At 60.3% G+C, this 13,175-nt stretch carries 13 protein-coding genes; 11 read left to right on the top strand and 2 right to left on the bottom strand.

Annotation, left to right across the window (positions count from 1 at the left end; translation table 11 throughout):
* Positions 1-117: 117 nt before the first annotated feature.
* From H8F22_RS32180 to H8F22_RS32140, 9 genes are all read left to right on the top strand, one after another.
* Complete coding sequence (locus H8F22_RS32180; protein ID WP_194941131.1) at positions 118-1,005, top strand: TauD/TfdA dioxygenase family protein; 888 nt, start codon at positions 118-120, stop codon at positions 1,003-1,005.
* Positions 1,006-1,022: 17 nt separating this feature from the next.
* On the top strand, positions 1,023-2,048 hold the full coding sequence (locus H8F22_RS32175) for an ABC transporter substrate-binding protein (protein ID WP_194941130.1): 1,026 nt from the start codon (positions 1,023-1,025) through the stop codon (positions 2,046-2,048).
* Between the two features lie 5 nt (positions 2,049-2,053).
* Positions 2,054-2,914, top strand: coding sequence for an ABC transporter ATP-binding protein (locus tag H8F22_RS32170; RefSeq protein ID WP_194941129.1), 861 nt, complete (start codon positions 2,054-2,056; stop codon positions 2,912-2,914).
* A gap of 20 nt (positions 2,915-2,934) precedes the next feature.
* Complete coding sequence (locus H8F22_RS32165) at positions 2,935-3,801, top strand: ABC transporter permease (protein WP_059181866.1); 867 nt, start codon at positions 2,935-2,937, stop codon at positions 3,799-3,801.
* 196 nt (positions 3,802-3,997) lie between these two features.
* Entirely contained in the window at positions 3,998-4,918 is a 921-nt protein-coding gene (locus H8F22_RS32160; RefSeq protein ID WP_027926018.1) for a LysR family transcriptional regulator, read from the top strand.
* Between the two features lie 132 nt (positions 4,919-5,050).
* The gene (locus tag H8F22_RS32155; protein ID WP_059181865.1) at positions 5,051-6,586 is read left to right on the top strand and encodes an MFS transporter; all 1,536 of its coding nucleotides are present in this window, start codon (positions 5,051-5,053) and stop codon (positions 6,584-6,586) included.
* 26 nt (positions 6,587-6,612) lie between these two features.
* The gene (locus tag H8F22_RS32150) at positions 6,613-7,677 is read left to right on the top strand and encodes an HlyD family secretion protein (RefSeq protein WP_027926016.1); all 1,065 of its coding nucleotides are present in this window, start codon (positions 6,613-6,615) and stop codon (positions 7,675-7,677) included.
* On the top strand, positions 7,674-9,131 hold the full coding sequence (locus H8F22_RS32145; protein ID WP_050590244.1) for an efflux transporter outer membrane subunit: 1,458 nt from the start codon (positions 7,674-7,676) through the stop codon (positions 9,129-9,131). Before H8F22_RS32150 ends, H8F22_RS32145 begins: the two co-directional genes overlap by 4 nt.
* A 124-nt stretch (positions 9,132-9,255) precedes the next feature.
* On the top strand, positions 9,256-10,827 hold the full coding sequence (locus H8F22_RS32140) for a glycosyltransferase family 39 protein (RefSeq protein ID WP_027926015.1): 1,572 nt from the start codon (positions 9,256-9,258) through the stop codon (positions 10,825-10,827).
* Between the two features lie 11 nt (positions 10,828-10,838).
* Here the strand turns inward: H8F22_RS32140 and H8F22_RS32135 are convergent, their stop codons facing one another.
* Entirely contained in the window at positions 10,839-11,597 is a 759-nt protein-coding gene (locus tag H8F22_RS32135) for a slipin family protein (protein WP_027926014.1), read from the bottom strand.
* 2 nt (positions 11,598-11,599) lie between these two features.
* Entirely contained in the window at positions 11,600-12,133 is a 534-nt protein-coding gene (locus H8F22_RS32130) for an NfeD family protein (RefSeq protein WP_027926013.1), read from the bottom strand.
* A gap of 198 nt (positions 12,134-12,331) precedes the next feature.
* Here H8F22_RS32130 and H8F22_RS32125 point away from each other — a divergent pair, with 198 nt between their 5' ends.
* Together H8F22_RS32125 and H8F22_RS32120 are read left to right on the top strand one after the other, a co-directional pair.
* Positions 12,332-12,793: an aminoacyl-tRNA deacylase gene (locus H8F22_RS32125; RefSeq protein WP_027926012.1), complete on the top strand. Its 462-nt coding sequence runs from the start codon at positions 12,332-12,334 to the stop codon at positions 12,791-12,793.
* A gap of 117 nt (positions 12,794-12,910) precedes the next feature.
* The gene (locus tag H8F22_RS32120) at positions 12,911-13,156 is read left to right on the top strand and encodes a DUF2789 domain-containing protein (protein WP_194941128.1); all 246 of its coding nucleotides are present in this window, start codon (positions 12,911-12,913) and stop codon (positions 13,154-13,156) included.
* Positions 13,157-13,175 lie beyond the last annotated feature (19 nt).

Genomic DNA, 13,175 nt, shown 5'->3' with positions numbered 1-13,175 from the left:
TCCTGCGTACCTGCCGACCAATCGGCGCGCCGCACGACACGAACCAACACGGGACCTCCGTGAGTTTCTTGATCGACGCGCGCGCCCTTGAGCGTGCCGTGCGTGGGAGTGATTTTTATGTCAGCTGTCTCTGCTACCAACCGCATCGCGCCACAAACCTTCGACATCCGCCCGTTCAGCGGCGCCGTCGGTGCCGAAATCATCGGCCTCGACCTGTCTCTCCCGATCAATGACCAGGACTTCACCCGCCTCCATCGCGCGCACCTGGATCATCACGTCGTGGTGTTCCGCGACCAGCGCATCACTCCCGAGCAGCAGATTGCCTTCAGCCGTCGATTCGGCGTGTTGCAGATCCACGTGCTCAAGCAATTCCTGCTGGCCGGCCACCCGGAAATCCTCATCGTTTCCAACATCATCGAAAAGGGCCAATCCATTGGCCTCGGTGACGCTGGCAAGTTCTGGCATTCGGACCTTTCCTATAAAGAACTGCCCAGCCTGGGCTCGATGTTGCACGCCCAAGAGCTGCCATCCGAGGGCGGCGACACCTTGTTCGCTGACATGCACAAAGCCTGGGACAACCTGCCCGATGCGTTGCGCAAAGCGGTTGAAGGCCGATCCGCGGCGCACTCCTACACGGCGCGCTACAGCGAAAGCAAATTCGAAGGCAACTGGCGCCCGACCCTGACGCCTGAACAGCTCGCTCAAGTTGCCGAAGTGGTCCACCCGATCGTGCGTACGCACCCGGAAAACGGGCGCAAGGCGCTGTTCGTCAGCGAAGGCTTTACCACCCGCATCGTTGGGTTGCCGGATGACGAGAGCCAGCAACTGCTCGCCGAGCTCTACGCCCACAGCGTGCTGCCGCAAAACATCTACCGCCATCAGTGGCAACCGCATGACCTGGTGTTCTGGGACAACCGTTCGTTGATCCACCTCGCCGCCGGATGCCCCAGCCATCTGCGCCGCAAGCTGTACCGCACCACCATTCAGGGCGACGCGCCTTTCTGATTTATCGGAGAACTCACATGTCCAAACGTCTTCCCTTTGCACCGCTGGCGGCCGCTATCGGCCTGGGTTTCAGCCTGATCGCCGGCAGCCTGGTGGCGCCGACCGCGGCCCACGCCGAAGGTGAAATCCGCATCGCCGAGCAGTTCGGCATTGTTTACCTGTTGCTCAATGTGGTGCGCGATCAGAACCTGATCGAGAAGTACGGCAAGCAGGAAGGCATCGACATCAAGGTCGACTGGACTCAGCTGTCGGGAGGCGCGGCGGTCAACGATGCGCTGCTCTCGGGCTCGATTGATATTGCAGGCGCGGGCGTCGGTCCGTTGCTGACCATTTGGGATCGCACCCACGGCAAGCAGAACGTCAAAGCCGTGGCCTCGCTTGGCAACTTCCCTTACTACCTGGTGAGCAACAATCCCAAGGTCAAGACCATCGCCGATTTCACCGACAAGGACCGGATTGCGGTGCCGGCGGTGGGCGTGTCGGTGCAGTCACGTTTCCTGCAATACGCGGCCGCCAAGCAGTGGGGTGACAAGGAATTCAATCGCCTCGACAAGTACACCATTGCAGTGCCGCACCCGGACGCTACGGCTGCGTTGGTGGCCGGGGGCACCGAGTTGTCCGGGCACTTCTCCAACCCGCCATTCCAGGATCAGGAGTTGGCCAACCCCAACGTCCACGTGGTGTTGAACTCCTATGACGTGCTCGGCCCGAACTCGCCGACGGTGCTGTTCGCCACCGAGAAATTCCGAGACGAGAACCCTAAAACCTATAAGGCCTTCATCGCGGCGCTGACCGAAGCGGCCGAATTCGCGCAGAACGACAAAAGCGCTGCGGCCGACACTTACATCCGCGTCACCAAGGCGAAAATCGACCGCGCTGCGTTGCTGAAAATCATCGACAACCCGCAGTTCGAATTCAGCGTCACGCCGAAGAATACGTATCCACTGGCCGAGTTCCTCTACCGCGTGGGGGCGATCAAAAACAAACCGGGTTCGTGGAAGGACTATTTCTTCCAGGACGCCAAGCCACTGCAAGGGAGCTGATCGAAATGAACGCCCCTTTGCAAGGCCACACGGTCAGCAAACCGAACGTTGCAGCCCAGGCGCTGCTGTCGGTCGACAACGTCAGCCTCGAATACCGCACGCCGCAGCGTGTGGTTCGAGCGACCCATCAAGTCAGTTTTGAAATTGATCCGGCGGACCGCTTTGTGCTGCTCGGCCCGTCCGGTTGCGGCAAATCAACTTTACTCAAGGCAGTAGCCGGGTTCATTCAGCCGTGTGAGGGCGAGATCCGTCTTCAAGGGCAAACCATACATGCGCCGGGGCCGGACCGCATCGTGGTGTTCCAGGAGTTCGATCAACTGCCGCCGTGGAAAACCGTGAAACAGAACGTCATGTTTCCGCTGCTGGCATCGAAAACCCTGAAGCGTAAAGAAGCTGAAGAGCGGGCGCTGCACTACCTCGAAAAAGTCGGGCTGGCGGCGTTTGCCGATGCTTATCCGCATACCTTGTCCGGTGGCATGAAAGCGCGAGTCGCCATCGCTCGCGCCTTGGCGATGCAACCGAAAATCCTCCTGATGGACGAACCCTTCGCCGCGCTCGATGCGCTGACCCGCCGCAAGATGCAGGAAGAATTGCTGCTGCTGTGGGAAGAGGTGCGTTTCACGCTGCTGTTCGTCACCCACTCCATCGAAGAGGCGTTGGTGGTGGGCAATCGCATTCTGTTGCTGTCGCCGCATCCGGGTCGGGTGCGGGCGGAAGTCCACAGCCACCAATACGATCTGCACAGCCTTGGCGGCGTGGCGTTTCAGGAGTCGGCGCGACGGATTCACCGGTTGTTGTTCGATGAAGGTCAGTCGCCGGAAACCGAGCGTGAGCTGGATTTCTCCGACATTCGCATCGCTTATTGAGCCATTGAGAGGAGTGCCCGATGAGCCATTTATCATCTGCGCGTGAAGCGTTCGAAACGGTTTTGCAGCCGCTGACCAGCGTACCGCTGGAGCGTGAATTACCCCTCGGTCAGCGCCTCTGGCAACAGGGCTGGATTCGTAAAAGCCTGATCCTGATATTGCTGGCGGTACTGTGGGAAGTGGTCGCCCGCGTTCAGAACAATGACCTGCTGCTGCCGAGTTTTCTGCAAACCGCCAGCGCGCTGTATGACGGTTTGCTCAGTGGTGAGTTGCTGGGCAAGGTCTGGATTTCGCTGGTGGTGTTGCTCAAGGGCTACCTGATCGGCATCGTCCTGGCGTTTGCCTTGACCACGTTGGCGGTGTCGACCCAGTTCGGTCGGGACCTGCTGAGCACATTGACCTCGATGTTCAACCCGTTGCCGGCGATTGCCTTGTTGCCGTTGGCGCTGTTGTGGTTCGGCCTGGGGCAGAACAGTTTGATTTTTGTGCTGGTGCATTCGGTGCTGTGGGCGTTGGCCTTGAACACCTATGCCGGTTTTCTCGGGGTCTCGGAAACGTTGCGCATGGCGGGTCGTAATTACGGGTTAAAGGGTATGCGGTTTGTGCTGTTTATCCTGATCCCGGCAGCACTGCCGTCGATACTTGCCGGGTTGAAGATTGGCTGGGCCTTTGCCTGGCGTACGTTGATTGCAGCGGAGTTGGTGTTTGGCGCGACCAGCGGCAAGGGTGGGTTGGGCTGGTACATTTTTCAGAACCGTAATGAGCTGTACACCGACAAGGTGTTTGCCGGGTTGGCGGTGGTGATTTTGATTGGGTTGCTGGTGGAGAACCTGGTGTTTGATTCGTTGGAGCGGGTGACCGTTAAGCGCTGGGGGATGCAGCGGTAAGAGTTGTGGTGTTTGGTCTGAGCCATCGCGAGCAAGCTCGCTCCCACAGGGTTTTGTGTGGTTCACAAAATGGTCGGTCAATGTAATCCATCGTACGAGCTTGCTCGCGATGGGGCCAATCCAGCCAACACATCATGTGAGAGATGTTTGCTAGCATTGCGTCTGAATCAATCCAGATCAGCCACGAGTGCTCAGCATGCAACTCCCGGACATGAACCTGTTGGTCGCCCTCGACGCCTTGCTCGATGAGGGCAGCGTGGTTGGCGCTGCGCGGCGGATGAACCTCAGCCCGGCGGCGATGAGCCGAACGCTGACGCGCATACGCGAAGCCATCGGCGACCCGATCCTGGTGCGCGCCGGGCGCGGTCTGGTGCCAACGCCCAAGGCGCTGGAACTGCGCGAGCAGGTGCGTGACGTGGTCGAGCAGGCCGCCTTGCTGTTTCGTTCCGCCGATGAGGTGGACCTCGGTTCGTTGCGCCGCCGGTTCAGTATCCGCGCCAATGATTTTTTCGTCGGTGTCTATGGCGGCAAACTGTTCGACACCCTGGAGCGCCAGGCGCCGCACTGTGAGTTGCGCTTTGTGCCGGAAGGCGATGGCGATGATGAAGCGCTGCGTGAAGGGCGGATCGATTTGAGTGTCAGCAACAATCGTCCGGTCATGCCGGAAGTGAAAGTGCAGAACTTGTTCTCGACACACTTCGTCGGTCTGGTGCGTGAGGACCATCCCCTGTTCGACGAAGAGATTACCGCCGAGCGCTATGCCGGTTTTTCGCATATCAGCATGTCGCGCCGTGGAATTGCCCGCGGGCCGATCGACACGGCTCTCAACGCATTGGGGCTGGAGCGGCGGGTGGCGGTGATCGCGCCGAGCTTTCATGCGGCAATGTTCGCGTTGCCGGATTCCAATCTGATTCTGCCGGTGCCCCAAGAGGCGTTGCTGAGCGTGCGACGCCTGGGTTTGAAACTGCGCTCGTTCACCCTGCCGATTCCGCTGCCCACCCTGATGCTGACCCAGGCCTGGCACCCACGGTTTGACAATGATCCAGCTCACCGTTGGCTGCGTGAAACCCTCAAAACCTGCTGCGACGAAACATGGCAGGCCGCACAACCCATCTGAAGCAACCCCCACTCCTACAGGGGGTTTTGTATTGTTGCGTCTAGCGCACTTATAACCTGTCGATAAGTCAGTTTTCGTCAGGCCACACGCTTTTTAAAATGCCCCGGTATTCAACCCCCGGAGCAAGCCGTAATGACTTCCCTCACCGTCACGGCACCCCTCGCCGTGACCCCGCCCGCCGCCGTCGTGCCACCGGTCTTCGGCCCGCGGATCATCATCGGTCTGGTGGGGGTGTTGCTGGCAGTGCTGGTGTCGGGCTTGAACGAGATGGTGACCAAAGTAGCGTTGGCGGATATTCGCGGTGCATTGGCCATCGGTTACGACGAAGGCACCTGGCTGGTCGCCAGTTACACCGCGACCTCGGTGGCGGCCATGGCGTTTGCGCCGTGGTGTGCGGTGACGTTCTCCCTGCGGCGATTCACCCTGTGCGCCATCAGCGTCTTCACGGTGTTGGGCCTGTTGTGTCCGTTCGCCCCGAACTACGAAAGCCTGCTGGTCATGCGCACGTTGCAGGGCCTGGCCGGCGGTGCATTGCCACCGATGCTGATGACCGTCGCACTGCGGTTCCTGCCGGCCAATGTGAAGCTCTATGGCCTGGCCGGTTATGCGCTGACCGCCACGTTCGGCCCCGGTCTCGGTACGCCACTGGCCGGGTTGTGGACCGAGTATGTCGGTTGGCAGTGGACGTTTTGGCAGATCATCGTGCCGTGTCTGCTGGCGCTGGGCGCGGTGGCCTATGGTTTGCCCCAGGACCCGCTACGTCTGGAGCGCTTCAAGCACTTCAACTGGCGCGGACTGCTGCTGGGTTTTCCGGCGATCTGCATGCTGGTGATCGGCATCTTGCAGGGCAATCGGCTGGACTGGTTCGAGTCGAGCCTGATCTGTGGATTGCTCGGTGGTGGGCTGCTGTTGCTGGTGCTGTTTCTGATCAATGAATGGTCGCAGCCGATACCGTTTTTCAAGATGCAGATGCTTGGCATCCGCAACCTCTCGTTTGCTTTGCTCACCTTGGCCGGGGTGCTGGTGATACTGCTGGCGGTGATCATCATTCCGTCCTCTTACCTCGCTCAGGTGCAGGGTTACCGGCCCGTGCAGACGGCGCCGATCACGCTGTTGGCGGCGTTGCCGCAGTTGATTGCGCTGCCGTTGGTGGCGGCGTTGTGCAACCTGCGATGGGTCGATTGTCGCTGGGTGTTGGGCGCGGGTTTGAGCCTGTTGGCGCTGTCGTGCGTCGGTGGTTCGCAGCTGACGTCAGCATGGATTCGCGACGATTTCTACGCGCTGCAACTGCTGCAAATATTCGGTCAGCCCATGGCCGTCCTGCCGCTGTTGATGCTGTCGACCGGCAGCATCTTGCCGATGGAAGGGCCGTTCGCCTCGGCCTGGTTCAACACGGTGAAAGGTCTGTCAGCGGTAATTGCGACCGGCGTCATCGAGGCATCGACCACCACCAGGCTGCATTTTCATTCGACGATGCTGGTGGACAACCTCGGCAACTCGCCCCTGGCCGAACGCGACAGCGCGGGCCTCGCCCATCGCCTGCACGAGCAAGCCGTGGTGCTGACTTCTTCCGATCTTTACCTGTGCATGGCGGGCGTCGCGTTGGCGTTGATCCTGCTGATTTTCTGGCTGCCGACGCGGATGTATCCACCGCGCGCGCCGACTTGAACGCTTTACTGAAACAGAAGGTTTTTATGACGACTCAAACCAAGCAAAAGATAGCTGTCGGTGTCGCCGTAGTAGTGGCGGTCAGTGTGCTGATTTGCCTGCTGACGCCCGGCCTTTTCGGTCCGCGTACGCAGCAAAAAACCAATGACGCGTTTGTCTCGGCGGACTTCACGCTGGTGGTCCCGCGCGTGGCCGGGTTTATCAAGGAGGTGCTGGTGGAAGACAACCAGCAGGTCAAGACCGGGCAGTTGCTGGCACTGATCGATGATCGTGATCTGCGCGCTGCGGCTCAGGCGGCGGACGCCGAAACCCTGGTGGCCAGGGCGCAACTGCAAAATGCCCGCGCAACCCTTGAGCGCCAGGCCTCAGTGATCGCTCAGGCTCAAGCCTCGGTAGTCTCGGCCAAGGCTGAAATGGCGTTCGCCGAGCATGAGTTGAACCGCTACGACCACTTGGCCGGTGTTGGGGCCGGCACGGTGCAGAATGCTCAGCAAGCGCGCACGCGCATCGATCAGGCCAATGCGCGGTTGGCCAACGCGATGGCGGTGCTGGCGGCGGAGCGCAAGCAAGTGGACATCCTGACGGCCCAGCGCGATGCGGCGGAAGGCGGACTGAAACGGGCGCAAGCCGCGCTGGAAATCGCCAGCTATGAGTTGTCTTACACGCGCATTGTCGCGCCGCAGGACGGCATGGTCGGCGAGCGCGCCGTGCGAGTCGGCGCTTATGTGACACCGGGTAGCAAGATTCTGGCGGTAGTGCCGCTGGCGCAGGCTTACGTGGTGGCCAATTTTCAAGAGACTCAACTGACTAACGTTCAGCCAGGGCAGGGTGTGCAGGTGCGGGTTGATAGCCTCGGCGGGGAGGCGCTGAACGGTCGCGTCGAGAGCATCGCCCCGGCGACGGGCGTGACGTTTGCTTCGATCAAGCCGGACAACGCCACGGGTAACTTCACCAAGGTTGTGCAGCGGATCCCGGTGAAAATCGTCCTCGAACCTGGGCAGGCATTGGCCTCGCGGCTGCGCGTGGGGATGTCGGTGGAGGCGAGTATTGATACGGCGAGTGCCGTGTCGCATGAGGTGGCTCAGCGATGAAGATTTTTGTTGAGCGGTGGCCTCAACTGACCTTTTGCGCCTTGCTGATCATGAGCCTGTCAGCCTGCACCGTCGGCCCCGACTTCCACAAACCTCAAGCCCGACAAATCACCGAATGGTCAAAACCGGCCAAACCCGCCGCCGGTGAAGCGGTCACCGCCGACATGAACGAACGCTGGTGGGAAGTCTTCAACGACCCAAAACTCTCCGCCCTGACCCAGCGCGCCCTGACCGACAACCTCGACCTGAAACTCGCCAGCAGCCGCTTGCAGCAAAGCCGTGCCGCGCGCCAGGTGATCACCGCCAACCGTTACCCCAACACGGCCGCGACGGGCAGCTATGGGCGCAAACGCAACAGCGGCGAAGGCTTGAACGATCCCTCGGGGCACAACGGTGATTCGGCATTCAACCTGTGGGACACCGGCTTCTCCGCCTCCTGGGAACTGGATTTCTGGGGGCGTGTACGCCGCGAAACCGAAGCCGCCGACGCCACGCTGGAAGTCGCGGAAAACGATCGTCGCGGCGTGCTGCTGTCGGTGCTCGCGGAAACCGCTCAGGACTACATTCAGCTGCGCGGCGTGCAAAGCACTCGGGCTGTTACCGAGCAAAACCTCGATGTCGCCCGCCACAGTTTGAAACTTTCGCAACTGCGTCTGGCCGACGGCGTTGCCACTGACCTGGATGTCGCCGAGGCTGCCGCCCAAGTTGCCGCCATCGAATCGCGCCTGCCCGCGCTGGAGCAGCGGCAGTCGCAACTGATCAACGCGTTGAGCCTGTTGATGGGCGAACCGCCGCAAGCGCTGCACGCCGAGTTATCCACAGATGGGCCGGTGCCGCAAACCCCGCGCCAGGTCGCGATCGGCTTGCCGTCGCAGCTGGCTGAACGCCGTCCGGATATTCGCCAGGCTGAGGCGCAACTGCACGCTGCCACCGCGAACATCGGCGTGGCCAAGGGTGACTTCTACCCGCGGATCACCTTGTCGGGCAACCTGGGTTCGCAAGCCATGCAGCTCAGCGATTTTGGTTCGTGGGGCTCGCGTTCATTCGGCATCGGCCCGCAATTCAGCCTGCCGCTGTTTGACGGCGGTCGCCTGCGCGGTGTGCTGAACCTGCGCGAAGCCCAGCAACAGGAAGCGGCCATCGCCTATCAGCAAACCGTGCTGCGCGCCTGGCATGAAATCGACGATCAACTGGCCGCCTACAACGCCAGCCAACTGCGCCGCGACAGCCTCGCCGAAGCCGTCCGCCAAAACCAGATCGCCCTGCGCACTGCGCAGCAGCAATACACGGAAGGCGTGGTGGACTTCGTTAATGTGCTGACGGTACAAGGCGCATTGCTGGCGACGCAGGAGCAGTTTGTGGAGAGTTCGACCGGGGTTTCGCTGGCGATGGTCGGGTTGTACAAGGCGTTGGGTGGGGGATGGGAGTCGGTGTATCCGTTGGCGAGTAACTGATTGAGACCTGGATCTGCAAGCTGACTTACGTCACTGGTCGCAAAGCCAGCATCGACGAAGAACCTGCGCCGCCTTAAAGTGATCCATAGGCTTCGTGATGTCGGGCCGGTTGCAGGGGGAGGCAATGGAAGCGCGCAGAGAAACTTCGCTTGGCGGTACCCAGGATCCGCACGCGGTGCCTGGCGGCTGGGCGGTGGTACAGCGTTGGTTGCGGTGGGCGCAGGAGCACCGGCTGTTGCCGATTCTGGCGTTGGCAGCCTTGGTACGTTTCTACGACCTGACGGCGGCGGCCATTTGGGGCGACGAAGGGTCGAGCCTGCTGATGAGCCACTACTCATTGGCCGAAATATGGGTGCACGCTGCCCATGACGTGCACCCGCCGCTGTATTTCATGCTGCTGCATGGCTGGATCGAAGTGTTCGGCGACGGCATTTTTTCGATTCGCTGTCTCAGCGCTCTGCCCGGGATCATTACGGTGTGGCTCGGCGTCTGGTTGATGGACTTGATCGCCACCCGGCGCGCTGCGTTATTGGCTGGTTTTCTCCTGGCGCTGCTGCCGACGGCGGTGCGTTATAGCCAGGAAGTGCGGATGTACTCGCTGCTGGGCCTGTGGCTGATCGGCGCGACGATTGCGCTGGTCTACTGGATCAGGCATCCCCGGCGTACACGCTATCTGGTGGCGTATGTGCTGCTGATGAGTGCGGCGTTCTACACCCATTATTTCACCGCCCTGTGCGTGGTGTGCCACTGGCTGTACCTGGGGCTGATTCGTGTGCTGCCAGCGTATCGCGTGCGCACTATTCAACGCCCCGGCTGGTGGTTGGCGAACGTGGCAATCGTGCTGATCTACCTGCCATGGGTACCCAACCTGATTGATCTGATCCAGCACATGGACCTGCTCAAAGCCAATGGTGATGTGGGGTGGGAGTTGCCGGTCACGTTCGGCTCGTTGCCGTCGATGATCTGGTCGTTGCTGACCCAGGACGATGGCGAAAACTTGCCGACGCTGATTTTTATCGCGCTGCCGCTGGCGTTGCTGGCCATTGCCGGCGTGGCATTGGCGCGGGATCGTAGCGTCATTCGCGGCAGTATCCTGCTGGTGATCTACACGGCGTTGCCAATGCTGTTGGTGTTCGCCGTGTCGTTTATCTCGCCGGTGTTCATTGAGCGTTACCTGACGGCCTATGCACTGGGGTTGCCGATGATTGTCGCGCTGGCTGTTGATCGCCTGTATTCAGGCTTTCGAATGCTGGCGCTGGCAGTGCTGGTGTTGTTTGTCGGCGTCGAACTGGTCGGCTTGAAAAACAACGCTACGGTCGATACCCACGATCAAATCAATGTGATGGTCGACTACGTTAACCAGCACTTCGTTGCGGGCGACCAGATCGTCACCAGCGATATGCTCTGGTACCTCGCCTATGTTTATTACAATCGCACCGACGCTAAACCGTTGCTGTACACCCCACCGTTGGCCAATGGCGGGTCGGGCCGACCCAATGGCTATGGATTTGGCACGCTGGTCACCCAGGACATTTATCTGGACCGCCTCGACAACTTGCCCAAGGGCACCGGTCGGGTGTGGCTGATCGGCACCGTCGGTGTGCCGGACGAGTTCGCACCGCTGCCCGTGGGCTGGAAGAACGCCGGTATTACGCAGGCGGGCGGGGCTAATGCGCGCTTGTTTGTGCTGCATTGAAAGTCTTGGTATTAAGGCTTTGACGACAAATCCGCCATCCCCTTGAGCAGTTCAATCGGCAGCGGGAAGACAATGGTCGAGCTCTTGTCCCCGGCAATCGAACTCAGCGTCTGCATGTAACGCAACTGCATGGCCCCAGGCTGACGGCCGAGCATTTCAGCGGCCTGCATGAGTTTTTCCGAGGCCTGCAATTCACCCTCGGCGTGGATCACCTTGGCCCGGCGCTCCCGTTCGGCTTCGGCCTGTTTGGCGATGGCACGGACCATCGATTCATTGAGGTCCACATGTTTGATCTCGACGTTGGCAACCTTGATGCCCCAGGCGTCGGTCTGGGCGTCGAGCACTTGCTGGATGTCGATGTTCAGCCGTTCGCGCTCGGCCAGCAGTTCATCGAGCTCATGTTTACCCAGCACCGCTCGCAGAGTGGTCTGGGCCAATTGGCTGGTGGCCGCCAGAAAGTCTTCGACCTGGATAATCGCTTTCTGTGGATCGAGCACACGGAAATACAGCACCGCGTTGACCTTGACCGAGACGTTGTCGCGGGTAATGACGTCTTGTGGGGGAACGTCGAGGACGATGGTTCGCAGGTCGACACGGACCATTTGCTGGACCACCGGGATCAGCAGGATCAAGCCGGGACCCTTGACCTGCCAGAAGCGTCCGAGCTGGAACACCACGCCGCGCTCGTATTCGCGCAGGATGCGGAAGGTCGACCCCGCCAGTGCAATCAGCAGTAGCAGCAGCGCGGCGAAACCTACTTGCAGGCCCATGTTTATTCTCCCACCGGCACCGCGTCAGCCGCGGCCACTTGCAACAGTAATCCTTTTCGCGCCACCACCAGGACGTGTTGCCCCGGCTGCAGCGGTGTCGGGCTTGAAACCTGCCAGCGCTCCCCTTGCAGATGCACCCAGCCGTTGCAGGCGTTGTCGGGCAGCAACGACAGGACCGGCGTCACGCTGCCCAGCAGCTCTGCATCGCCAGTGACGTTACGCCGCGGTCGGGTTTTCAGGGCGCGGATCAGCAGGAAAATCAGGAGCAGGGCACTCACCAGCCCCAGGCCGATGATCAAGGGAACAGGTATTTCGGTGTTGGTCAGAATCACTGCACCGATCACGAACATCACAATGCCGCCCAAACCGATCACGCCATAGTTGGGCAACGCGGCCTCGGCGATCAGAAAGGCGATGCCGAAGGTGATCAACCAGATCCCGATGGGATTTGGCATCAGCAGCACAACGGTATCGGCGGCGAACACCGATCCGCTCATCGCCAACAGCAGTGCAACGGCACAGCAACGAATCTTCACGTGACCCTCCGCGAGAGTCATCAGGTGGCTCTGTATACAGTTTAGTTGAGCCTTGGCATCTCTGAATTCTGCTCACTTTACGGTGGCGTCCGATGGGCGGATTTCCCGCCGAAATGCATCATCAGGCCTAGACTTTCAGTACGAAGAAACGCGTCAACCATCGTCCGCTCGTCACTGTTGCGGACACCGAGGTGCATCATGCGTATGGCAAGAACCGTGCAGCGAAGCCTGGAAACGGCACACTGCGAATATGACATCGTCACCCATCCCCATTCGGCCAGTAGCCTGGAAACGGCGCGGCTCGCGGGTGTTCCTGCCGAGCGGGTGGCCAAGTCGGTCATCCTCGACGATCACCACGGCCACTACCTGATGGCCGTGTTGCCTGCCAGCCGTCACCTGGACCTGAGCAAAGTCCGCAGCAGCGGTGAATGGCAGGTCTCGCGGGAAAGCAATCTGCCGCACCTGTTCGATGATTGCGAACGCGGTGCCGTGCCGGCGCTGGGTGAGGCCTATGGGCTGGATGTGGTCATTGACCCGTTGGTAACCCGGCAGAAAGACATCTATCTGGAAGCTGGCAATCACATCAATTTGCTGCACATGGACATGCCGCAATTCTTGAAAATGGTGCCGCATGCCGAGGTGCGGGAATTGAGTCAGTGAGTGTTGTGTTGTCAGTACCACCGCCATCGCGAGCAAGCTAGCTCCCACCTTTGACCGGGTTTTTAGGTGGGAGCGAGCCTGCTCGCGATTGATTTTTCATTTTTCAAGGAGCCCGACATGGAATCCCCAACCCACACCCTGCCCAACCTGTTCAAGCAACTCGGCCTGGAGGATGACGCCGAGAGCATCGATAAATTCATCGCCACCCACTCACCGCTCAAGCCCGAACTGCACCTTGCCGATGCGTTTTTCTGGAGCGAGAGCCAGGCGGATTTTTTGCGTAACGATATTTTGGAGGATGCGGATTGGGCGGAGGTGGTGGATCAGTTGGATGTGTTGTTGAGGAAGGGGCGGGGGGTGTAGAAGCAATTGAAAAAACTCG

The sequence above is a fragment of the Pseudomonas mucoides genome (assembly GCF_015461845.1).
GTDB lineage: Bacteria > Pseudomonadota > Gammaproteobacteria > Pseudomonadales > Pseudomonadaceae > Aquipseudomonas > Aquipseudomonas mucoides.
The sequence above is the reverse complement of the archived record's forward strand: the minus strand, read 5'-3'. Positions and strand labels throughout refer to the sequence as shown.